Below are 21,168 nucleotides of genomic sequence, written 5' to 3'. Positions count from 1 at the left end.
CCGGACCAAGAACAACCCGCTGCTGGTCGGCGATCCGGGCGTCGGCAAGACCGCCATCGCCGAGGGCCTGGCCCGCAAGATCGTCAACGGCGAGGTGCCGGACGTCCTGAAGGACGCCACCATCTACTCGCTCGACATGGGCGCGCTGCTGGCCGGCACCCGCTATCGCGGCGATTTCGAGGAACGCCTGAAGCAGGTGGTCAAGGAACTGGAGAGCCACGACAACGCCGTGCTCTTCATCGACGAGATCCATACCGTCATCGGCGCCGGTGCGACCTCGGGCGGGGCGATGGACGCGTCCAACCTGCTGAAGCCGGCGCTGGCGTCGGGCACCCTGCGCTGCATGGGCTCGACCACCTACAAGGAGTACCGCCAGCACTTCGAGAAGGACCGCGCCCTGGTGCGCCGGTTCCAGAAGATCGACGTCAACGAGCCGACCCTCGAGGACACGATCAAGATCCTGAAGGGGCTGAAGACCAGCTACGAGGGCCACCACAAGCTGCGCTACACCGACGCCGCCATCCGCACGGCGGTGGAGCTGTCGGCCCGCTACATGACGGACCGCAAGTTGCCCGACAAAGCCATCGACGTGATCGACGAGGCGGGGGCGTCGCAGATGCTGCTGCCGGAATCGAAGCGGAAGAAGGTCATTGGCCAGAAGGAAGTCGAGGCGGTCATCGCCAAGATGGCCCGCATCCCGGCCAAGTCCGTCTCCAAGTCGGACACCGAGAGCCTGCGCGAGCTTCAGGCCGATCTGAACCGCGTGGTCTTCGGCCAGGAGTCGGCGATCGAGCAGGTCTCGGCGGCGATGAAGCTGGCCCGCGCGGGTCTGCGGGATCCGAACAAGCCGATCGGCTCCTTCCTGTTCTCCGGTCCGACCGGCGTCGGCAAGACCGAGGTGGCGCGCCAGCTGGCCTCCACCCTGGGCATCGAGATGCTGCGCTTCGACATGTCCGAGTACATGGAGCGGCATACCGTCTCGCGTCTGATCGGCGCCCCTCCGGGCTATGTCGGCCATGACCAGGGCGGCCTGCTGACCGACGCCGTCGACCAGCACCCGCACGCCGTCGTCCTGCTGGACGAGATCGAGAAGGCGCACCCGGACATCTACAACATCCTGCTCCAGGTGATGGACAACGGGATGCTGACGGATGCGGTCGGCAAGAAGGTCGACTTCCGCAATGTCATCCTGATCATGACCACCAACGCCGGCGCCGCCGACAACGCCCGGGCCGCCATCGGCTTCGGTCGCGGCAAGGTCGAGGGCGAGGACGAGAAGGCCATCCAGCGGCTGTTCGCGCCGGAGTTCCGCAACCGTCTGGACGCCATCGTGGCGTTCAGGGCGCTGGACTCCGAAACGATCAAGTCGGTGGTCTCGAAGTTCATCATGCAGCTGGAAGCCCAGCTGGGCGACCGCAACATCAGCATCGAGCTGACCGACGAGGCGGCCGACTGGCTGGCCAAGAACGGCTTCGACGAGCTGTACGGCGCCCGCCCGCTGGCCCGGACCATCCAGGAGCACATCAAGAAGCCCCTGGCGGACGACATCCTGTTCGGCCGACTGGTTCGCGGCGGACACGTCAAGGTCCAGCTCAAGGACGGCAAGATCGACTTCGACATCACCCCGGCGACCGGCGCGGCCGCCCGGGCCAAGGAAGACGAAGCGGCGGACTGAGGTTCGGCGCAGGCTGAATGAGGAGGGCCGTCGGTCGCGCGACCGGCGGCCCTTCGTCTGACGGACCTATCCGATGGTGTGGATTGCGACGCCGCCCGGTCGGCGGTTCAGTGCGTGCGAGGGAGGCCCGACATGCCCAGGATCCTGCTGCAGACCACCATCCCCTTCACCGTGGACGACTGGCACATCGGCCGGTTCTCGCGATTGGCCGACCACCTCGCCGGGCTCGACGAGGTCCAGGTCACGGCGCGGGACCGGGCGGTTCCGGGCGGGCAGACCGATCCGGTGCTGGCGGGGCTGGCCGACAGCGAGTTCGACCAGCTGTGGCTGTTCGCCGTGGACGTCGGCGACGGGCTGAACGCCGAGGAATGCGCGGCCATCGGGGCCTTCCGGGCGCGGGGCGGCGGGCTGATGGTGACGCGGGACCACATGGACCTGGGCTCCAGCGTCTGCTCGCTGGGCGGGGTCGGCGACGCCCACTATTTCCACTCCAGCAGCCAGGACCCCGACCCTGACCGCAACGCCCGGGACGATGTCGAGACCGGCTATATCGACTTCCCCAACTACCACTCGGGCGCCAACGGCGACTGGCAGGCGGTGCGGGCGGTGGGCGAGACCCATCCGCTGCTGCGCGACGCGGACGGCGGGACGCTGGACCGGCTGCCGGCCCATCCGCACGAGGGCGGCATCGGGGTTCCGCCGGGCGCGACGGCGCGGGTGATCGCCACCGGCGCCAGCAAGGTCACCGGCCGCCCGTTCAACATCGCCGTGGCTTTCGAGGAGGCGGGCAGGGGCCGGGGGCTGGCCCAGAGCACCTTCCACCATTTCGCCGACTACAACTGGGACCCGCGGCTGGGCTGCCCGACCTTCGTCAGCGAGGCGCCGGGCGACGGCATGATCCGTGACCCCGAAGGCTTGCGCCAGACCCGCCAGTACATGACAAACCTCGCGGAGTGGCTGTCGGGAGAGTGAGATGGGCGACGCGGTGCTGACCGAGCGTCAGAAGAAGTGGTTCGCCACGGTCCAGGCGAACTTTGAGAAGCAGACCGGCCGCCCGCTGGCGGTCTGGGTCGACATCCTCAAGACCGGCTGTCCCGAGACCCGGCCGAAGGCGCAGGCGGCCTGGCTGAAGGCGACCTACGGCATCGGGCAGAACCATGCCGCCCACATCCTCGACGCCGCCCGGCCGGCGGACCAGATGGGCTGGAGCGACGCGGAAGGCCTGCGCGCCGCCCTGTGGGCCGAGCCCCGCTCGCTGGCCATCCTGGAGGCGCTGGAGCGGAAGATCGCCGGCATCGAGGGCGTCATCTCCGGGCAGCGGAAGGGCTACACCAGCTTCTCGCGCGCGGTGCAGTTCGCCGCCATCCGCCCGCTGAAGGGCGGCAAGGCCCTGCTGGGGCTGAAGCTGGATCCGGCGGCGTCGCCGCGCCTGTCCGAGGCCGTCCGGCGGGAGAGCTGGTCCGAGCGGCTGTCGGCGGTGGTCGAGCTGGATGGGCCGGGGGCGGTCAATGACGAGATCGCGACCCTGTTCGCGGCGGCGGCGGAGAACGGCTGAGCAAGCCTTGCCTTTATTGCGCCATCCGGGCTCGCCAGCCTGCGTTCGACCAACAGGGAGGTGAGGATGCGCAAGGTGTTGCTGGCGGCGCTGGCCGCGGGGCTGATGGCCGGAACGACGGCTCCGGCGACGGCGGGCATTCCGATGCGGGTCGAGTCGACCTGCCCGGTGGACGACGCCAAATTCAGCTGGACGACCACGGCTTCCTATTCGACCTGGGGGCAGGAGCTGGACGCCAAGCCGATCGGCTCGTGGACCTTCCCCATGACCATCCCCCAGTGCCCGCAGAGCCGCTTCCCGGTCTACAAGGAGACCTTCACCGCCGAGGAGAAGGCCGCCATCCGGGCGCTGGTGCTTACGCCCGAGTATCAGGCGGTGCAGGAGGAGGCGTCCTACTACCTGCTGCGCTTCGTGCTGGAGAAGCTGGGCGGCGCCGAGCCGCTGGAGCCCATGCAGGGGGCCTGGCTGCTGATGCAGGCGACCTGGCAGGTGCGCGAGACCGATCCGGAGCGCTATCGCCGCTACGCCGCCGAGACCGCCGCGGCGATGGACCTGGCCCTGCCGACGCTGCGCGAGAGCGAGCCGGCGGACTGGTGGTTCCTGCAGATCGCCACCGCCAATGTGCAGCGGCAGGCGGGCGACTTCGCCGGCGCGACGGCGCGGCTGGACGGCCTGACCGGCGAGGCCCCGCAGGAGGGGCAGGCGGCCGAGCGCATCGCCCTGACCCGCCAGAAGATCGCCGCGCAGGATGCGTCGCCGGGCGCCCTGCCGGATGCCCGGATGCAGGACGGGCACGACGCTCACTAGGGAGAGGGGCGCGGGGGGACCCGCGCCCGCCCGGATCAGCGGCGACGGCCGCCCAGGCTGCCCAGCACCAGCAGGGCGCCGGCGACGATGCCGGTGGTCAGCAGGGGCTTGCGGCGAGCGAAGTCGAGGCCCTGGCGCGCCTTGTCCTGGTACTGGGCCGGGGCCTTCTCGACCAGGCCGTCGAGGCCGTCGATGACGCGGCCGTAGGCGTCCAGCGCCTTGCCCTTCACCTCGTTGAACTTGCCGTCGAACTGCAGCTTGGCGTCGCCGGTCAGGCGGCCGAGGCCGGACTGGGCCTTGCCCTCAAGCTCGGTGGCGAGGCCTTCGATACGCTGGTCGGTCATGGGTGTTCTCTTGTGATGAAGGGAGCCGGGGAGGCTGTCGGAACAGCGCGGAAACAGGGCGGTGGTTCCGTCACGGCGGCGGCTTCTTCGTCGCGGCGCGCGACATAATATCCGGGCGATATTGCGGGGTTTATTTTACCCGGGTACATATCGGCTGGACGGTAGAAATACCGTCCAGAACGTCCAGAACGTCTACCGGTCCCGCGGGCGGGATCGGGATGATCCTAAACCCCGCCTGCGTCATTTTCGGACGCATGCCCCGAGGCGTCGCCATGACCGTTTCCGCCGACCGTTTCGTTCTCGCCTTCGCCGGGGAGCGGCGGATCGCGCACGGACCGCTGGCCGGGGCGATGGCGGCGATCCATGCGGCGGCCCATGCGGAGGTTGGGGACGGGGCGGCGGTGCTGGTGTTCGACGCCGCGACGGGCAAGGTCATCGACCTGGACCTGCGCGGGACGGTCGAGGACGCCCTGGCCCGGCTGGCGCCCGCGCCGGCGGCCGAACCGGAGAAGCGGGGGCCGGGGCGGCCGAAGCTGGGCGTCACGCCGCGCGAGGTCACCCTGCTGCCGCGTCACTGGGACTGGCTGGCCGGCCAGCCGGGCGGCGCCTCGGTGGCGCTGAGGAAGCTGGTGGAGGGGGCGATCAGGGCCGCCGAAGGCCCGGACCGCGCGCGCCGTGCGAAGGCGGCGACCTATGCCCTCATGACCACGCTGGCGGGCGACCGGCGCGGGTATGAGGAGGCGACGCGGATGCTGTTCGCCGGCGACTGGACGGCGTTCGACGCCGCGGTGGCGGGCTGGCCCGACGACGTCCGCGAGACCGTGCGCGCGATGGCCGAGGGGGCGTGGCGGAACGGGGAGGGGCGGTAGTCCTAGGCCGGATCGACCCCGGTTCGCCAGGTCACGCCTTCCGGCGGCCGAAGCGACGGGCAGAACTGAAGCGCCAGTCCTCGTGAGAAGGCGTCGAGCTCCTGAACCCGGGGATCGGAACGACCACCTTCGACGCCGTTCCAGAGGCCCGGGCTGACCACCTTGATCTCCCATTGGCGAGGGCGAAGACCCGGCGTCCCGGCGGGCGGCCGTTGCCCTGCGAGGGTAACAATGACGCTTGTGCGATCACCCTCCTGAGGGAACACCGCCAGAGGCTCTGTCCGGCCGGCGATTTCCGCGGCGCCGCAAATCTTCGAGCGACCGTCGGCCATCGGCAGGATCTGATGGGAGATGATCCGCGCGTCGGGAAACTTCTCGCGAAACTCCGCGAGCATCTCGGCTTCTGTCGGCGGCGGCGGGAGGACTTCTGGATCGGCCTGTTGGCCGAGGAGCGTCGCCGCCAAAAGAACCGCCGTCAGCATTATCCCACCTTCACCCGTGTCGCCGCTTCCGGCAGGTCCTCGCCGAACGCGCGCTGGTAGAACTCGGCGATCGTCGGCCGCTCAAGCTCGTCACACTTGTTGAGGAAGGTCAACCGGAAGGCGAGTCCGATGTCGCCGCCGAAGATCTGGGCATTCTGGGCCCAGGTGATGACGGTGCGGGGCGACATGACGGTGGAGATGTCGCCGTTCATGAAGGCGTTGCGGGTCATGTCGGCGACGCGGACCATGGCGGCGACCGTGCGGCGGCCGTCGGCGGTGTCGTATTCCGGAGCCTTGGCCACCACGATGCCCGTCTCGACGTCGTGGTCGAGGTAGTTGAGCGTGGTGACGATGTTCCAGCGGTCCATCTGACCCTGATTGATCTGCTGGGTGCCGTGGTACAGGCCCGAGGTGTCGCCCAGGCCGATGGTGTTGGTGGTCGAGAACAGGCGGAACCAGCGGTTCGGGCGGATCACACGGTTCTGGTCCAGCAGGGTCAGGCGGCCCTGCGCCTCCAGCACGCGCTGGATGACGAACATCACGTCCGGGCGGCCGGCGTCATACTCGTCGAAGACCAGGGCGATCGGGCGCTGCAGGGCCCAGGGGAGCATGCCCTCGCGGAACTCGGTGATCTGCTTGCCGTCCTTCAGGACGATGGCGTCCTTGCCGACGAGGTCGATCCGCGACACGTGGCTGTCGAGGTTCAGGCGGACCAGCGGCCAGTTCAGGCGGGCGGCGACCTGCTCGATGTGGGTCGACTTGCCGGTGCCGTGATAGCCCTGGACCATGACGCGACGGTCGAAGCTGAAGCCCGCGCAGATGGCCAAGGTGGTCTGCGGGTCGAAACGATAGGCCTCGTCGATCTCGGGCACATGGCTGTCGCGCTCGGTGAAGACCGGCACGGTCATGTCGCTGTCGATGCCGAACAGCTCGCGGACCGTCGCCTTGCGGTGCGGTTCGAGCGTCAGCAGGGGATCGGGCGTCGAGTCGAGGGGGGAGGTCATGCCTTGAGCGATTACCGCACCCTCACGGGGTGGTCGAGACCCATGCCGGCCTTCAGGGCGCGATCAATGAGGCCGGGGACCGCGGCGGCGAGCGGCGGGGCATGGCGCTTGAGCAGACGGGCGGTCGGGGAGGCGCTCTCGACGAAGCCGGTCAGGCGGCGCGAGGCCGCGACCCAGTCGCCGTCGATCTTGTGTCGCAGCCGGTCGTAGTCGGCCAGTCGGCCCGGTTGTCCGTTCAGCGTGTCGAGGGCGCAGGCGGCGAAGACGAAGGCGTCCTCGATGCCCAGATTCATGCCGCGCCCGCCGATGGGGGAGTGGATGTGGGCGGCGTCTCCGGCCAGGGCGACGCGGCCGACCGCCATGGTCGGAACCATGCGGTGCGAGACCCGGAATTCGGACGTCCATCGCGTGCGGGTGACCGTCCAGCCCTTCGGCAATCGGGGGGCCAGGTCCGCGCCGAAGCCGATGAGGCGGAAGGTCCCGCCGGAGAAGGGCAGGACGATCAGCGGCCCGGCGTCCTGGAACTCGATGCGGCCCTCGTCCTGACGCGCGCCCGCGATATCCACGTCGGCCAGATGCCACGGCGTGTCCGAGCCGTCGCCGGGGAAGGGAAGGTTCAGGGCGTGCCGTGTCGCGGAATGCGCCCCGTCGGCGCCGAGGAGGAGGGCCGAGCGGACGGTCTCGCCGCTGGTCAGGGCGGCGGTGACGCCGTCGGCGTCCTGCGTCAGGGCGGCGAGGCCCGATCCCCGCTCGGGACGGACGCCCAGATCCGCCAGCGCCCCGGCCAGCAGGCCCTCGGTGCGGGTCTGGGGCAGGATGGTCATGGGACGGCCGGGCGCGATGCGATCCCAGCGGGGGCGGAGGGTGGCGACCACCTCGCCGTCGCGGGCGATGCGGATGGCGTGGATGTCCTGCCCTTCGGCGCGAATGCGGTCGGCGACGCCGGTCGGCTCGAGCAGTTCGAGGGTGCGCGGATTGACCGCCAGCGCCTTCGAGGTGGTCGCCGGTTCGGGCGCGGCGTCGATCAGGCGGACGGAAACGCCGGCTCGCGTCAGGAACAGCGCCGCCGCCAGTCCCGTGGGACCGGCGCCGGCGATCAGAACCTGCGGCGAGGCGCTCATGGGCGGAAGGCTAGACCGCCTTCAGTTCCACGTCGACGTTGCCGCGGGTTGCGTTCGAGTAGGGGCAGACCTGGTGGGCCTTCTGGATCAGGTCGTCGATGACCGACTGCTCCAGGCCGTGGTCCGAGACGGTGATGCCGATGTCGAGGTTGAAGCCCTCGCCGCGGGTGTTCGGGCCGATGCCGACGCGGGTGGCGATCTTCGTGTCCGGACCGACCGGCGTGCCCGCCTTGCCCGAGACCAGACGCAGGGCGCCCATGTAGCAGGCGGCGTAGCCGGCGGCGAACAGCTGTTCCGGATTGGTGCCCGCGCCGCCCTTGCCGCCCATTTCGGCGGGCAGGGACAGCAGGACGTCGATCTTGCCGTCGTCGGTGGTGGAGCGGCCTTCGTCGCGGCCGCCGCCGGTGGAGACGGCGTGGGCGGTGTAGAGAACCTGCATGGGAAACTCTCCTTCGAGCGCCGTCGCGTCGGCGAGTTATTTATCGCGATAACGAATATCTAGGCGCGCCTCTCGCGGCTGTCCAGCGGAAAGTTGGCGCGAAAGTGATTATTGTGATAAACAATCGTCCATGACCAAGGCCGCCATCCCTCCGCTGACGCTCGACGACCAGCTGTGCTTCGCCCTGTACTCCGCCTCGATGGCGGTGGGGCGACTGTACAAGCCGCTGCTGGATGAAATGGGCATCACCTATCCGCAGTTCCTCGTGCTGACGGCGCTGAACGACGAGGGGACGCTGACGGTCGGCGGGCTGGCCGCGCGGCTGGGGCTGGAGCCGAGCACCATCACCCCGCTGGTCAAGCGGCTGGAGGCGGCGGGCTCTGTCCAGCGCAAGCGCGGGCTGAAGGACGAACGTCAGGTGGAGGTGTCGCTGACCGCCATGGGGCGGGACATCATGGCCCGCACGCCCTGTCTGGCCGAGGCCCTGCTGGGCAAGGCGGGGATGTCGATCCCGGAGCTGAAGGCCTTCAAGGCGCAGGTGCAGGATTTCGGCGCGAGGATCGCGGCGGCGGCGAACGACTAGGCCGCCAGACCGGCCTTCTTCAGGGTCTTGTAGGCCTTGATGACGCGCTGGAGCTTGGCTTCGGCGCTGCGGTCGCCCTGGTTGTGGTCGGGGTGGAAGCGCTTGAGGAGCTCGTGGTAGCGCGCCTTGACCGCCGCCTTGTCGGTGCGGACGTCGAGGTCGAGGTCGGCGAGGGCGGCGCGTTCCAGCTTGCCGAGACGCAGGTCGTCCTGACCGGTCGAGGTGGCGTGCTCGGCGGTGCGGCGGCCGAACAGGCCGAAGCTGTCGCGCCATGAGCCGGCGCCCTGGGTGTTGGACGTGCCCATCTTGGCGGCGAAGGCGGCGGCCTCGCGCGTGAACTTGCCGGCCTGGGTCTGCCAGGTCGGGCGGCCGCCGGTCATGGCCTCATTCTCCTGGGCGGCGCGGACCTCGCCCTCGCTCATCCCGGCGTAGAAGTTCCAGCCCTTGTTGTACTCGCCCGCATGACGCTGACAGAAGTCATAGAAGTCGTTCAGCCGCTCGCGCGACTTGGGCGCCCTGGCGGTCGCGGCCTGACGGCAGTCGGGCCACTGGCAGGGCTTCTCGCCGGGTTTCAGGTGCAGGACGTCAGCCTCCGCAGCCTCCTCTTCGGGCTTGGGCGGCTTGACCCGCATGTCCTTGAAGCGCGGCGTGTATTGAAAGGCGGACGACATCACACGAAGTGTAGGGGCGAATTAGACCGCAACAAGGACTTGACGATGCCCGAAGGCCCCATCGCGACGATTATCCGCGAGAAACTGACCGCCGGGCTGGCGCCGGAGCGTCTGGAGCTTGAGGACGACAGCTGGCGGCACGCCGGTCATCACCACGAGGGCGGCATGGATGCGAAGCCCGGCGGGGAGAGCCACTTCAACCTGACGGTTGTGTCGTCCGCCTTCGAGGGGCAGGGGCGGGTGCAGCGCCAGCGGACGGTCAACGGCCTGCTGCGCGAGGAACTGGCGGGCCCGGTCCACGCCCTGTCGATCCGCGCCCTGACGCCCGCCGAGGCCGCCGAATAGGCTGGTCGAACAAAGGTTGTCATAGAACCGTCAGCGTTCACTTCGTCTTAGGGGGTTGTCCTTAGCGTTCGCGCCGGGTTGTACAATCTCAACGTGGGGCGGGGATGGTTGAATCGGACGGCATCGGAAAGCCCGCGGGGGAACCCGACGCCGGCGAGGCCGCGCAGGCCCTGCGCGCCATCCTGCAGACCCAGTACCTGCGCTACATGATCATCACCAGCTGGGCCGTCGGCCTGCTGGCCACGGTCGGCTGGACCGCCGCGACCCTGTGGTTCGTGGGCACCCTGGCCGCCGGCGCCCTGCGCGGCGCCGTGGAGAAGCGCATCAGCCAGCGCGTGGGCGTGGGCTGGGGGCTGGTCTTCCCGGCCGTCGCCACGGCCACCACCGCCGCCTGGGCCACCGCGCCGCTGCTGGCCTGGTTCTCGGGCTCGACCTTCGGTCCGTCGCTGGCCATGGCGCTTCTGGTCGCCGGCTATGTGCTGGTGTTCGCCCAGCTTCGCAGCTCGCCGCGCCAGGCCATCGTGATTTCGTCGCCGTACGGCGCCGCCGCCCTGATTATCGCCGCCAGCCTCTGGGGACGTCCGGAGTTCTGGCAATTCCTGGCGGTGGTGCCGTTCACCGCCGCCGGCCTGTTTGTTCTGGTCACCATGACCATGCTGCGCGAGGAGCGCATCCGCGCCTTCCAGGAGCATCAGGCCCACCTGATCGAGGAGCTGGAGTCGGCCCGTGACAAGGCCAACGCCGCCAACGACGCCAAGTCGAACTTCCTGGGCGTGATCTCGCACGAGCTGCGCACCCCGATGAACGGGGTCCTGGGCGCGGCCCAGCTGCTGAGCGCCACCCGGCTGGAGCCGACGCAGCGCGAGTACCTGTCGATCATCCGCAACTCGGGCGACAATCTGCTGAGCCTGCTGAACGACATCCTCGACATGACCAAGATCGAGGCGGGCAAGATGACCTTCGAGGTCGTCGACGTGAACGTCGAGGATCTGGACAAGCGCGTCACCGGACCCTTCCAGGCGCAGGCCGAGGCCAAGGGTCTGGACTTCGTGGCCGTCCGCGAGGGCGAGGTGCCGGCGATCGTGCGCGGCGACCCGCTGCGCGTCTGCCAGGTGATCCACAACCTGCTGTCCAACGCCGTGAAGTTCACTGACGCCGGCCAGATCACCTATACGGTGCGCGCCGACCGTCTGGCCGACGACCGCGTCCGCTTCGACTTCGTGATCCGCGATTCCGGCACCGGCATCGCGCCGGAAGACCTGGAGCGCCTGTTCCAGCCCTTCACCCAGGTCGACGCCTCGTCGACGCGCCGTTTCGGCGGCACCGGGCTGGGCCTGACCATCTCGCGCCGCATGGCCAACATCATGGGCGGCGACATCACCGTGGCGTCGACCGTGGGCGAGGGCTCGACCTTCACCTTCACCGTCGAGGCCGAGGTGGTGTGCTGGGCGCAGGAACAGGAGGCCGAGGCCATCGTCGCCGAGGTCGAGGGCGGGCAGTCGCTGAACGTGCTGGTCGTCGAGGACCACCCGGTCAACCGCATGATCCTGGAAGCCTGGATGTCGTCGGCGGGCCATACCTCGGCCACCGCCGAGAACGGGCAGATCGCCATCGAGGCGGCCGACGAGCAGCGCTTCGACCTGATCATCATGGACGTGAACATGCCGGTCATGGACGGCCTGACCGCCACGCGGGCCATCCGCGCCGGCGAGGGTCCGAACCGCGACACCCCGGTGGTGGTGCTGTCGGCCTCGGCCCGCACCGAGGACCATCAGGCCGGCCTGGACGCGGGCGCCGACGCCTATCTGAACAAGCCGATCGACTTCGCCGCCCTGGCGATGGTGATGAACCGGGTGAACAGTGGCCGCGCGGGCATCCAGGCCCTGTCGGCCATCCAGGAAGCCCAGGCCGCCTGACCGGCGCGGCGGGGCGGTGCGTGACCGTCCTGTATCAGCCCTGAAACACTGAGGTTGGAAACCCGGCGCTCCGCTGAACGCCGGGTGAGACCCTTCATTCAGGTCAGGCTCAAGGGCCGGGAGTCACAGTGCGGACAGGTCGGGACATCCCCGGCTTTTCAGCACTGGAGACAGATCATGAAGAAGGTTCTCACCGCCGCAATCGCCGCGACCCTGGCCCTGGGGTCGGTCAGCGTGGCCTCCGCCGCCGAGGCGCAATCGCGCGGCAATGACCGCTACGAGCAGCGTCAGGATCGGCGCGACGACCGCCGGGATGACCGGGCCGACCGTCGCGACCAGCGGCAGGAGCAACGGGCCTACAGCCGCTGGCAGCGCGCCGAGCATCGCTACAGCGCCGGCCGCTACACCCCGCCGCGCGGGTATCAGACCCGGGCCTGGGCCTATGGCCAGCGGATGCCCGCCAACTACCGCTCGAGCCAGTATGTGGTGCGCAACTACAGCGCCTACGGCCTGCGCCAGCCGCCGTCGGGCTACCAGTACGTCCGCAGCGGCAATGACGTGGTCCTGACCGCCGTCGCCACGGGCCTGATCACCGCCGTGATCGCCGGCCTGTTCAACTGATCCGGCATGAGGGCCGGATCGACGCCCCGGGGCGCTCCCCCGGGGCGTTTCCGCGTCGAAAAACCTGAATGAATCCGGCCCGCGGGGTTCCAATCCGGGACTCGTGCGTTAGACCCGGCCCATGTCCAACCTCGTCACTCCCCTGACCGAGGCGGTCGCCGCGGGCCAGAAGGCCGCCGCCGTCGACGCCGCCATGATCGCCAAGCTGACCGACATGGCCGGTGATTTCGCGATCAACCTGTCGATCGCCGTCATCATCCTTGCGATCACCGTCTTCATCTCGAAGTGGGCGGCGGGGGTGACGCGCCGGGCGCTGTCGCGCGTTCGCGGCTTCCGCCACGACCCGACGGTGCTGAGCTTCGCCGTGCAGGTGGTGCGGGTGGTGGTGCTGGTGGTCGGCTTCATCGCCGTGCTGCAGCGGCTGGGGGTGCAGACCACCTCGATCATCGCCGTGCTGGGCGCCGCCTCGCTGGCGGTCGGCCTGGCCCTGCAGGGCACGCTGTCGAACGTGGCGGCGGGGGTGATGCTGCTGATCCTGCGGCCCTACCGGGTCGGCGACGTCATCGATGTCGGCGGCCGGGTCGGCACCGTGCAGCGGCTGGACCTGTTCCTGACCCAGATGGCGGACGCCAACAACGTCAAGATCGTGGTGCCCAACTCCAAGGTCTTCGGCGACACCATCCTGAACCTGTCCGGGCAGCGCACGCGCCGGATGGAGCTGAAGATCGGCGTCGGCTACGGCGAGAACCTGAACAGCGCGCGCGACGCGCTGGTCGCCGCCGCGTCGGCCCACGAAAAGGTGCTGCCGGAACCGGCGCCCTGGGCCGGTGTGACCAATCTGCTGGACAGCTCGGTCGAGATGACGCTGCAGGCGTGGACCAAGTCCGAGGACTACTGGCAGACCAAGGCGGACGTGCTTCAGGCGGCCAAGGAGGCGCTGGACGCGGCGGATATCGAAATTCCGTTCCCGCATCAGGTCGCCGTGCCTTATGGCGATGACGAGATTCCCGAGGCGCCGGTCGCGCCGAGGGCCCGGAAGGGCAGGACCGGCGACGCGTCGCCGGCCGATGCTCCGACGGACACCGCCAGCGAGGGGTAGGGCGTGCGTTACGATTTCGGTTCCGACAACACCGCCGGCATGGCGCCCGCGGCCCTGAGAGGGCTGGTCGAGGCCAACGAGGGCTACGCCCGGGCCTATGGGGCGGATGACGTCACGGCGCGCGCCGCCGACCAGATCCGGCAACGGCTGGACGCCGACGCCGAGGTGCGGTTCGTGTTTTCGGGCACGGCGGCGAACGCCATCGCCCTGTCGATGCTGGCCTGGCCGCACGAGGCGGTGCTGGCCCATCATGCGGCCCATATCTGCACCGACGAGACGGGGGCGCCCGGCTTCTTCGGCCAGGGCGTCGGCCTGATCGGCCTGCCGGGCTTCTCGGGCAAGATCGAACTGCCGTCGCTGCAGGCGGCGCTGGAGGAGCCCGAAGTCGGGCACCGTCAGCCGGCGGCGGCCCTGAGCCTGACCCAGTCGACCGAGTACGGCACGGTCTACACCGAGGAAGAGCTGCGCCACCTGATCGAGCCGGTGAAGGCGCGGGGCTACGGCGTGCACATGGACGGCGCGCGGCTGGCCAATGCGGCGGCGGCGGGTTTCGACCTGACCCAGATCGCCCGGCTGGGCGTGGACATCCTCGTCTTCGGCGGGGCGAAGGCGGGCGCCAACTGCGCCGAGGCCATCGTCATGTTCGACAAGTCGCTGGCCCGGCGCATCGACAACCGGCTGAAGCAGGCCGGCCAGGTGGCGTCCAAGGGGCGTTATCTGGCGGCGCCCTTCCTGGGACTGCTGGAGAGCGGCGACTGGGAGAGCGGGGCGGCCCACGCCAATCTGATGGCGCAGAGGCTGGCCGCCGGGATCGTCGGGCACACGCCGTTCGTGCTGGCCCACCCGGTGGAGGCCAATGCGGTCTTCGTGCGGATGCCGCCGCACGCCCACCAGCGGCTGAACGAGCTGGGCTGGGCCTGCTATCGCTTCGACGACGGCTCGGTGCGGTTCGTCTGTTCCTGGGCGACGCAGGTCGAGGCGGTCGACGCGGTGCTGGAGGCCATGCGCGGCCTGTAGGACCGACCCTGTCGCCACCCTGCTGACAGGAACGGGACCGGAGACTGGCAGTTAAGCTCGCGCCGTCCCATGTTCCGGGTTCACGGCGGGGAGCCAGTCCGCATGAACGTGCATTCGCCTGTCCGGTCGGCCCTTGAGGACGACGTCGCCCTGTATCGCCGGGTGCGGGCCGCCATGCCCGAGCTGGCGGCGGGGCTGTCGGCCGAGGACCTGGCGGCGCAGTCCATGCCCGACTGCAGCCCGGGCAAATGGCATCTGGCGCACAGCAGCTGGTTCTTCGAGGCGATGATCCTGTCGCGCGAGCCGGACTACCGGCCCGTGGACCCGCGCTGGCAGGTCCTGTTCAACAGCTACTACGAGGCGCTGGGCGAGCGGGTCGAGCGACCGGAGCGGGGGCTGATGACCCGGCCGTCGCTGGAGGAGGTACTGGATTACCGGCGCGAGATCGACCGGCGGATGATCCGCTGGCTGGGGCAGGGCGGGATGGACGCCCGGACCCGCTACCTGTTCACCCTGGGCCTGCATCACGACCAGCAGCATCAGGAGCTGTTCCTGATGGACCTGCTGCACCTGATGTCCCGCTCGCCGCTGGACCCGGCGGCCTATGAGAGCGAGCCGCGCCGGGCCGCTGTCGCGGAACCGCGCGGCGGGGAGACCCGGTTCGACGGTGGGCGGGTCGAGATCGGACACGAGGGGGGAGCGTTCGCCTTCGACAATGAAGGCCCGGCGCACCGGGTCTGGCTGGAGCCGTTCGCCCTGTCGAATGATCTGGTGACCAACGGCGACTGGCTGGGCTTCATCGCGGACGGCGGCTATGCGCGGCCGGAGCTGTGGCTGTCCGACGGCTGGGCGACGGTGAAGGCCGAAGGATGGGACGCGCCCCTGTACTGGCGGCGGGACGGCGAAGGCTGGACCACGATGACGCTGGCGGGACGGCGCCCGGTCGATCCGGCGGCGCCGGTGCGGCACGTCAGCCTGTACGAGGCCGACGCCTATGCCCGCTGGGCCGGGAAGCGGCTTCCGACGGAGGCGGAGTGGGAGCACGCCGCGCGCACCCGGCCGGAGGCCTTTTCCAACCTGTTCGGCGAGGCGTGGCAGTGGACCGCCTCGGCCTATGCGCCCTATCCGGGGTTCCGCCCCACCGAGGGAACGGCGTCCGAGTACAACGGCAAGTTCATGGTCAACCAGGCGGTGCTGCGCGGCTCCAGCTTCGCGACGCCGGAGGGACATGGGCGGGTCAGCTATCGCAACTTCTTCCATCCGCACCAGCGCTGGGCCTTCGCCGGGCTGAGGCTGGCGTCGGATGCGCCGGAAGAGGCCCGGGCGGACGCGGACGAGAGCGAGACGTTCCGGGCGGACCTGATCGCCGGCTTGTCCGCCTCGCCGAAGCGGACCTCGCCCAAGTGGTTCTATGACGCCGCGGGCTCGGACCTGTTCGAGGCGATCACCCGTCTGCCGGAATACTATCCGACCCGGCAGGAGGCCGCCCTGCTGCGACAGACGGCGCCGGAGTGGGCGCCGCTGTTCGGGCCGGGGGCGACGATGGTCGAGTTCGGCTCGGGCGCCAGCGAGAAGACCCGGATCGTGCTGGATGCGGCGCCCGACCTGGCGGCCTATGTGCCGATCGACATCAGCCCGGACGCGCTGGAGGCGGCGGCGGAGCGAATCCGCGTCGCCTATCCGGAGCTGGAGGTGACGCCGGTGGTCGGGGACTTCCTGTCGCTGGAGACCCTGCCGCCGATCCCGGGCGAGGGCCGCCGGGTCGGCTTCTTCCCGGGCTCGACGATCGGCAATCTGACGCCGGAGGAGGCTGTCGGCTTCCTGAAGGGGGCGCGGCGGCTGCTGGGCGACGACGCCCTGTTCGTGCTGGGCGTCGATCTGGTGAAGGACCCGGCGGTGCTGGTCGCCGCCTATGACGACGCGCAGGGGGTGACCGCGGCCTTCAACCGCAACCTGCTGGTCCGGGCCAATCGCGAACTGGGGGCGGACTTCGACGTCGACGCCTTCGCGCACCGGGCGGTGTGGGATGCCGTCGCGTCGCGGATGGAGATGCATCTGGAGGCCACGCGGCCGATGGTCGTGACTGTCGGAGACCGGCGGATCGCCTTCGCCCGGGGCGAGACCATCCACACCGAGAACTCGCGCAAATTCACCGAAGCCATGGTGCGTGACCTGGCGGCGGCCGCGGGCTGGACGGTGGCGGCGTTCCGGGAAGGCCCCGCGCCGGCGGTGGCGCTGGCCTTGCTGGAGGCCTGAATCAGAAAGGGCGGCGTCTTCTGACGCCGCCCTCTCGAAAGTCTCTGGACAGGACCCTATTCCTCGACGGTCGGGGTCTTCTGGTTGCGCGAGCCGTGGGAGGCTTCGCCGCCCTTGCGTCCCGCCTGTGCGGCGAGACTGCGGTCCTGCGAGAAGCTGCGCTTTTCACTGGGTACGCTGGCGCCGCCCTTTCGGGCGATCTCGCGCTGGCGCTCCGGGTCCATCGAGGCGAAGCCCCTCTTGGAAACGCCGGAGGCTCGGGTGGGCTGACCTTGAGCCATCTGGGGGTCCTTTCCTGGCGACGGTGGCGGTTGCCGGAAACAACCCCCCTGAACGGGTCCGGTTCCGGGGCCCGAGTCACGGAAATGCGAACGAATCACAGGGGCTTCGGGAAACCCCGGTTACCCGTAGGGCCGCGAATCGCCGGGTTCCCCGCCGCCGGGGTCCTGTTGCGGGGCCTCCTCCGGCGTGCCGCCGGGATCGATGTCCGGACCGGGCGTGTCCGGCGGAAGAATCTCCGGCTCGCCGGTCGGGGTGTCGGGTTCGATGTAGGTCATGGCGCTCTCCTTCAGGGAGCCAACGCCGGGGAGAGGGCCCCGTTTCATCACGACGGCGCGGCGCAAGCGGGGCCGGGAACCCCGGGGGACGCGAGGCGATTGAAGGGCGGACACCCTCCCCATGCCCAAGGAGCCTGACGATGACCGAGACCTATACCGGCCAGACCGCCGCCGATGACATCGACGACGCCTTCGACACCCCGACTGCCCGGCTGGATCGCGAGGCCGACGCCATCCTGCAGCGCGACGAGATGCAGTCTCTGGGCGTGCGCCCGCTCAGGCTGGCGCTGAAGGAAGACGCCCGGCAGGTGCGCGACTGGGGCCGCGAGCGGGCCGGCCGCCTGCGGCATACGGTCGAGGAGGAGCCGGTGCGCTATTCGCTCTACGCCCTCGGCATCGGCGTGCTGATCGGCCTGCTGGCCGCCCGCTAGATCAGGACGGACCGGTCGCGGGCCGCGCGATCGGCGCGCGGCTCATGGCCGCATCCGAGACGAAGGGATTGCCGCGGCGCTCGGCCCCGAAGGTCGAATGCGGCCCATGCCCCGGGATGAAGGTGACGTCGTCGCCCAGCGGCCAGAGCTTGGTCGTGATGGCGTTCAGCAGGGCGCCGTGGTCGCTGCGCGGGAAGTCGGTGCGGCCGATCGAACCCTGGAACAGGACGTCGCCGACCTGGGCGAAGCGGGCCTCGCGGTTGAAGAAGATCACATGGCCGGGCGTGTGGCCGGGACAGTGGAAGACCTCCCAGGTCGTTTCGCCCAGCGTCAGCACGTCGCCGTCATCCAGCCAGCGGGTCGGGGTGAAGCTGCGGCAGCCGGCGACGCCGTAGCGCAGGCCGTTCTCCGGGATCTGGTCGATCCAGAACTGGTCGGCCTCGTGCGGGCCGATGATGTCCAGACCGGTCTTCTCCTGCAGTTCGGCGGCGCCGCCCGCGTGATCGAGGTGGCCGTGGGTGATCCAGATGGCGTCCAGCGTCAGCTCGCGCCGCTTCACGACCTCGAGCAGGACGTCGACCGAGCCGCCCGGATCGATGATCGCGGCCTTCTTCGTCGTCTCGCACCAGATGATGGTGCAGTTCTGCTGCAAGGGGGTCACCGGGACGATGGTGACGCCGATCAGGGGAGGGGACTGGCTCATGCCCGACAGATAGCGGGCCGGGCGCTCCACCGAAACCACCGCGGCTCACGTTGACCTTTGGGGCGGTCATCGACATAAGGGCGGGCTTCAAAGGCGCCGCCTGGCAACAGGCGGCCCTTCTTGCTTTTCCCACACCGCGCGCGCCGGCCTGATTGGCGCCGCCCCAGAGCGTCAGATATCCCGACCATGCAAGTCGTCGAAAAGTCCTCCGAAGGCCTGAGCCGCGTCATCGCGGTGACCATTCCCGTCGCCGAGCTGAACGAAAAGCTGGAAGCGCGCCTGAAGGAAGTCGCCCCGCAGATGAAGCTGAAGGGCTTCCGTCCGGGCAAGGTGCCGCTGGCCCACGTCAAGAAGACCTTCGGCCGCGACCTGATGGGCGAAATCATCAATGACCAGCTGAACACCTCGAGCCAGAAGGCCCTGGACGACGCCAAGGTGCGTCCGGCCGCCCCGGCCGAGATGAAGCTGACCTCGGACATGGACAAGGTCATCGCCGGTCAGGAAGACCTGGCCTACGAAATGTCGCTGGAAGTCATGCCGGACTTCACCCCGGTCGACCCGAAGACCCTGAAGCTGAACCGTCCGACCTACACGGCGACCGACGCCGACCTGGACGAGGCCCTGACGGAACTGGCCGGTCAGGCCAAGACCTACGAGGACAAGAAGGGCAAGACCGTGAAGGCCGCCGAAGGCGACCAGCTGGTCATCGACTTCCTGGGCAAGCTGGACGGCGAGGCCTTCGAGGGCGGCGCCGCCACCGACGCCGAGCTGGTCATCGGCTCGAACCGCTTCATCCCGGGCTTCGAAGAGCAGCTGAAGGGCGCCAAGGTCGGCGAAGAGAAGACCATCGAGGTCACCTTCCCCGAGAACTACCAGGCCGCTCACCTGGCCGGTAAGCTGGCCACCTTCGACATCACCGTGAAGGCCATCAAGGCCGAGGCCGAAGCCAAGGTGGACGACGAGTTCGCCAAGCGCATCGGTCTGGAGTCGCTGGACAAGCTGAAGGAACTGCTGTCGGCCAACCTGAACCAGCAATACGCCGGCGCCGCCCGCTTCAAGCTGAAGCGCGCCCTGCTGGACGCCCTGGACAAGGCCCACGACTTCCCGCTGCCGCCGAAGATGGTGGAAGCCGAGTTCGACGGCATCTGGCAGCAGGTCGAGGCCGACAAGGCCGCCGGCCGCCTGCCGGAAGACGACGCCAAGAAGTCGGACGACGACCTGAAGGCCGAGTACAAGAAGATCGCCGAGCGCCGCGTGCGCCTGGGTCTGGTCCTCGCCGAAATCGGCCGCGCCAACAACGTGACCGTCTCGGACCAGGAACTGAACAACGCCATCATGAACGAGGCCCGCAACTATCCGGGCCAGGAGCGTCAGGTGTTGGACTTCTACCGCCAGAACCCGAACGCCGCCGCCCAGATGCGCGCGCCGATCTACGAGGAGAAGGTCTGCGACCTGATCTTCGACACCGCCGAAGTGACCGACACCGCGATCACCAAGGAAGAGCTGCTGAAGGAAGAAGACGAGATCTGATCCCGTCCCCTTCGTGAAGACGACATCAGGCCCGGCGGTTCTCCGCCGGGCCTTTTTCGTGGCTGCGCGGGTGAGGGATCGCTGTTACGTTTCGGCAGGTTGCGTTGTCCCGCGGGAGAGTGGCTGTGCGTTCGTCCCGACTGTTGCTGTCCGGCCTGCTGCTCATGGGCGCGCTGGCGGCCTCGCCCGTTCTGGCCCAGACGCCGCAGGCCGCCGCTGATCCGGAGCAGCCGATCCGGCTGGAGGACGTGGTGGTCAGCGCCCGTCGTCTGGAGGACGCCGCGGCCGCCTTCGTGAACGAGGTGGCGGCGCCCGTGCCGGGCCGCCGCATCGCCCGCTGGCATGAGGGGATCTGCGTCGGGGTAGTGAACCTCGATCCCGAGGTGGGCCAGTACATCGCCGACCGGGTCTCGGACGTGGCGCGCGAGCTGGGGCTGCGGGCGCACGAGCCCGAGTGCCATCCCAGCATCCTGATCGTCGCCACCCAGGACGCCTCCAGCTTCACCCGCGCCTTCGTCGAGCAGAGGCCGGTGATCTTCCGGCCCGGCGGGGCGGGAATGAGCCGGGGAACCGGGGCGCTGGAACGCTTCATCAGCACGGACCGGGCCGTGCGGTGGTGGACCGTCAGCCAGACGACCGATCCGGACACGGGCGCGTCCGCGGTGCGCATGCCCGGGCAGTTCAACCAGTGGCGGCCTTCGGCGGACGGTCGCGACAGCGTCACCAACTATGCGCCCAACACCCCGACCCGGACCACGTCCCGGCTGTCGGCCCAGTACCGGGAAGACCTGAAACGCACCTTCGTCATCGTGGACGTGGACCGGCTGCAGGGCGTCACGCTGGCGCAACTGGCCGACTACATCGCCATGGTCTCGCTGGCGCAGATCGATCCGGACGCCTCGCCCGGACAGTTCGAGACCATCCTGAACCTGTTTGATCACCCGGAGTTCGCGCCGGGCCTGACCGGCTGGGACAAGGCCTATCTGGCGGGGCTGTACGAGTCGGAATGGTACCGGACCGACACCACCAGCCAGGTGCAGGCGATCGCCCAGCAGATCAGCCGGGAATACCGGGATGCGGAAGGCGCGGCCCTGTCCGACGAACCCTAGTGGGGGTTGAACCACGCCTTTTCCGGGGGTTGTA

General features: G+C 69.3%; 24 protein-coding genes. 15 read left to right on the top strand and 9 right to left on the bottom strand.

Annotation, left to right across the window (positions count from 1 at the left end; translation table 11 throughout):
* From VGE03_RS04605 to VGE03_RS04590, 4 genes are all read left to right on the top strand, one after another.
* Positions 1–1,675, top strand: a 1,675-nt coding sequence (locus VGE03_RS04605; RefSeq protein WP_331045290.1) for an AAA family ATPase, incomplete at its 5' end; no start/stop codon positions are given.
* 132 nt (positions 1,676–1,807) lie between these two features.
* Complete coding sequence (locus VGE03_RS04600) at positions 1,808–2,647, top strand: hypothetical protein (protein WP_331045289.1); 840 nt, start codon at positions 1,808–1,810, stop codon at positions 2,645–2,647.
* Position 2,648: 1 nt separating this feature from the next.
* The gene (locus tag VGE03_RS04595; protein ID WP_331045288.1) at positions 2,649–3,230 is read left to right on the top strand and encodes a DUF4287 domain-containing protein; all 582 of its coding nucleotides are present in this window, start codon (positions 2,649–2,651) and stop codon (positions 3,228–3,230) included.
* 66 nt (positions 3,231–3,296) lie between these two features.
* Complete coding sequence (locus VGE03_RS04590; protein WP_331045287.1) at positions 3,297–4,037, top strand: hypothetical protein; 741 nt, start codon at positions 3,297–3,299, stop codon at positions 4,035–4,037.
* A gap of 35 nt (positions 4,038–4,072) precedes the next feature.
* Here VGE03_RS04590 and VGE03_RS04585 read toward each other — a convergent pair whose 3' ends face one another.
* Positions 4,073–4,381 (bottom strand): CsbD family protein, encoded by a 309-nt coding sequence (locus VGE03_RS04585; RefSeq protein WP_331045286.1) that lies wholly within the window; start codon positions 4,379–4,381, stop codon positions 4,073–4,075.
* 272 nt (positions 4,382–4,653) lie between these two features.
* Here VGE03_RS04585 and VGE03_RS04580 point away from each other — a divergent pair, with 272 nt between their 5' ends.
* Positions 4,654–5,250: a DUF2239 family protein gene (locus VGE03_RS04580; protein ID WP_331045285.1), complete on the top strand. Its 597-nt coding sequence runs from the start codon at positions 4,654–4,656 to the stop codon at positions 5,248–5,250.
* Positions 5,251–5,252: 2 nt separating this feature from the next.
* Here the strand turns inward: VGE03_RS04580 and VGE03_RS04575 are convergent, their stop codons facing one another.
* From VGE03_RS04575 to VGE03_RS04560, 4 genes are read right to left on the bottom strand one after another with little or no spacing between them, the layout of a single operon-like run.
* Positions 5,253–5,732, bottom strand: a complete 480-nt coding sequence (locus VGE03_RS04575; protein ID WP_331045284.1) for a hypothetical protein — start codon at positions 5,730–5,732, stop codon at positions 5,253–5,255.
* Positions 5,732–6,736 (bottom strand): cobaltochelatase subunit CobS, encoded by a 1,005-nt coding sequence (gene cobS, locus VGE03_RS04570; RefSeq protein WP_331045283.1) that lies wholly within the window; start codon positions 6,734–6,736, stop codon positions 5,732–5,734. The genes VGE03_RS04575 and cobS overlap by 1 nt, the downstream gene beginning before the upstream one ends.
* Before the next feature lie 11 nt (positions 6,737–6,747).
* Complete coding sequence (locus tag VGE03_RS04565) at positions 6,748–7,857, bottom strand: FAD-dependent oxidoreductase (RefSeq protein ID WP_331045282.1); 1,110 nt, start codon at positions 7,855–7,857, stop codon at positions 6,748–6,750.
* A gap of 10 nt (positions 7,858–7,867) precedes the next feature.
* Positions 7,868–8,296 (bottom strand): organic hydroperoxide resistance protein, encoded by a 429-nt coding sequence (locus VGE03_RS04560; protein ID WP_331045281.1) that lies wholly within the window; start codon positions 8,294–8,296, stop codon positions 7,868–7,870.
* A gap of 130 nt (positions 8,297–8,426) precedes the next feature.
* Here VGE03_RS04560 and VGE03_RS04555 point away from each other — a divergent pair, with 130 nt between their 5' ends.
* Positions 8,427–8,879 (top strand): MarR family transcriptional regulator, encoded by a 453-nt coding sequence (locus tag VGE03_RS04555; RefSeq protein WP_331045280.1) that lies wholly within the window; start codon positions 8,427–8,429, stop codon positions 8,877–8,879.
* Here VGE03_RS04555 and VGE03_RS04550 read toward each other — a convergent pair.
* On the bottom strand, positions 8,876–9,550 hold the full coding sequence (locus VGE03_RS04550; protein ID WP_331045279.1) for a J domain-containing protein: 675 nt from the start codon (positions 9,548–9,550) through the stop codon (positions 8,876–8,878). The genes VGE03_RS04555 and VGE03_RS04550 overlap by 4 nt on opposite strands.
* Positions 9,551–9,595: 45 nt before the next feature.
* On the opposite strand from VGE03_RS04550, the gene VGE03_RS04545 reads away from it, so the two are divergent.
* The 6 genes from VGE03_RS04545 to egtB all read left to right on the top strand — a co-directional run bounded on the left by VGE03_RS04545 (position 9,596) and on the right by egtB (position 16,804).
* A complete protein-coding gene (locus VGE03_RS04545) occupies positions 9,596–9,895 on the top strand; it encodes a BolA family protein (protein ID WP_331045278.1) in 300 nt (99 codons plus the stop codon).
* A 104-nt stretch (positions 9,896–9,999) separates the two neighbouring features.
* A complete protein-coding gene (locus VGE03_RS04540) occupies positions 10,000–11,811 on the top strand; it encodes an ATP-binding protein (protein WP_331045277.1) in 1,812 nt (603 codons plus the stop codon).
* 177 nt (positions 11,812–11,988) lie between these two features.
* Entirely contained in the window at positions 11,989–12,432 is a 444-nt protein-coding gene (locus VGE03_RS04535) for an RcnB family protein (protein WP_331045276.1), read from the top strand.
* A gap of 121 nt (positions 12,433–12,553) precedes the next feature.
* Positions 12,554–13,531 carry a mechanosensitive ion channel family protein gene (locus tag VGE03_RS04530; protein ID WP_331045275.1) on the top strand — a complete coding sequence of 326 codons (978 nt, stop codon included), beginning with the start codon at positions 12,554–12,556 and terminating at the stop codon, positions 13,529–13,531.
* 3 nt (positions 13,532–13,534) lie between these two features.
* Positions 13,535–14,548 (top strand): threonine aldolase family protein, encoded by a 1,014-nt coding sequence (locus VGE03_RS04525; protein WP_331045274.1) that lies wholly within the window; start codon positions 13,535–13,537, stop codon positions 14,546–14,548.
* A 102-nt stretch (positions 14,549–14,650) separates the two neighbouring features.
* Positions 14,651–16,804: an ergothioneine biosynthesis protein EgtB gene (egtB, locus tag VGE03_RS04520; RefSeq protein WP_331045273.1), complete on the top strand. Its 2,154-nt coding sequence runs from the start codon at positions 14,651–14,653 to the stop codon at positions 16,802–16,804.
* Between the two features lie 56 nt (positions 16,805–16,860).
* Here egtB and VGE03_RS04515 read toward each other — a convergent pair whose 3' ends face one another.
* Together VGE03_RS04515 and VGE03_RS04510 are read right to left on the bottom strand one after the other, a co-directional pair.
* Positions 16,861–17,085, bottom strand: a complete 225-nt coding sequence (locus VGE03_RS04515; RefSeq protein WP_331045272.1) for a general stress protein — start codon at positions 17,083–17,085, stop codon at positions 16,861–16,863.
* A gap of 120 nt (positions 17,086–17,205) precedes the next feature.
* Positions 17,206–17,361 carry a hypothetical protein gene (locus VGE03_RS04510; RefSeq protein WP_331045271.1) on the bottom strand — a complete coding sequence of 52 codons (156 nt, stop codon included), beginning with the start codon at positions 17,359–17,361 and terminating at the stop codon, positions 17,206–17,208.
* 140 nt (positions 17,362–17,501) lie between these two features.
* Here VGE03_RS04510 and VGE03_RS04505 point away from each other — a divergent pair, with 140 nt between their 5' ends.
* Complete coding sequence (locus tag VGE03_RS04505) at positions 17,502–17,792, top strand: hypothetical protein (RefSeq protein ID WP_331045270.1); 291 nt, start codon at positions 17,502–17,504, stop codon at positions 17,790–17,792.
* A 1-nt stretch (position 17,793) separates the two neighbouring features.
* Here the strand turns inward: VGE03_RS04505 and VGE03_RS04500 are convergent, their stop codons facing one another.
* Positions 17,794–18,495: an MBL fold metallo-hydrolase gene (locus VGE03_RS04500; protein ID WP_331045294.1), complete on the bottom strand. Its 702-nt coding sequence runs from the start codon at positions 18,493–18,495 to the stop codon at positions 17,794–17,796.
* 186 nt (positions 18,496–18,681) lie between these two features.
* Here VGE03_RS04500 and tig point away from each other — a divergent pair, with 186 nt between their 5' ends.
* Positions 18,682–20,025 (top strand): trigger factor, encoded by a 1,344-nt coding sequence (gene tig, locus VGE03_RS04495; RefSeq protein WP_331045269.1) that lies wholly within the window; start codon positions 18,682–18,684, stop codon positions 20,023–20,025.
* 125 nt (positions 20,026–20,150) lie between these two features.
* Positions 20,151–21,134, top strand: coding sequence for a hypothetical protein (locus VGE03_RS04490; protein ID WP_331045268.1), 984 nt, complete (start codon positions 20,151–20,153; stop codon positions 21,132–21,134).
* Positions 21,135–21,168 lie beyond the last annotated feature (34 nt).

Source organism: Brevundimonas sp. (assembly GCF_036400995.1).
Taxonomy (GTDB): domain Bacteria; phylum Pseudomonadota; class Alphaproteobacteria; order Caulobacterales; family Caulobacteraceae; genus Brevundimonas.
This window is presented reverse-complemented; position numbering and strand designations above follow the sequence as displayed.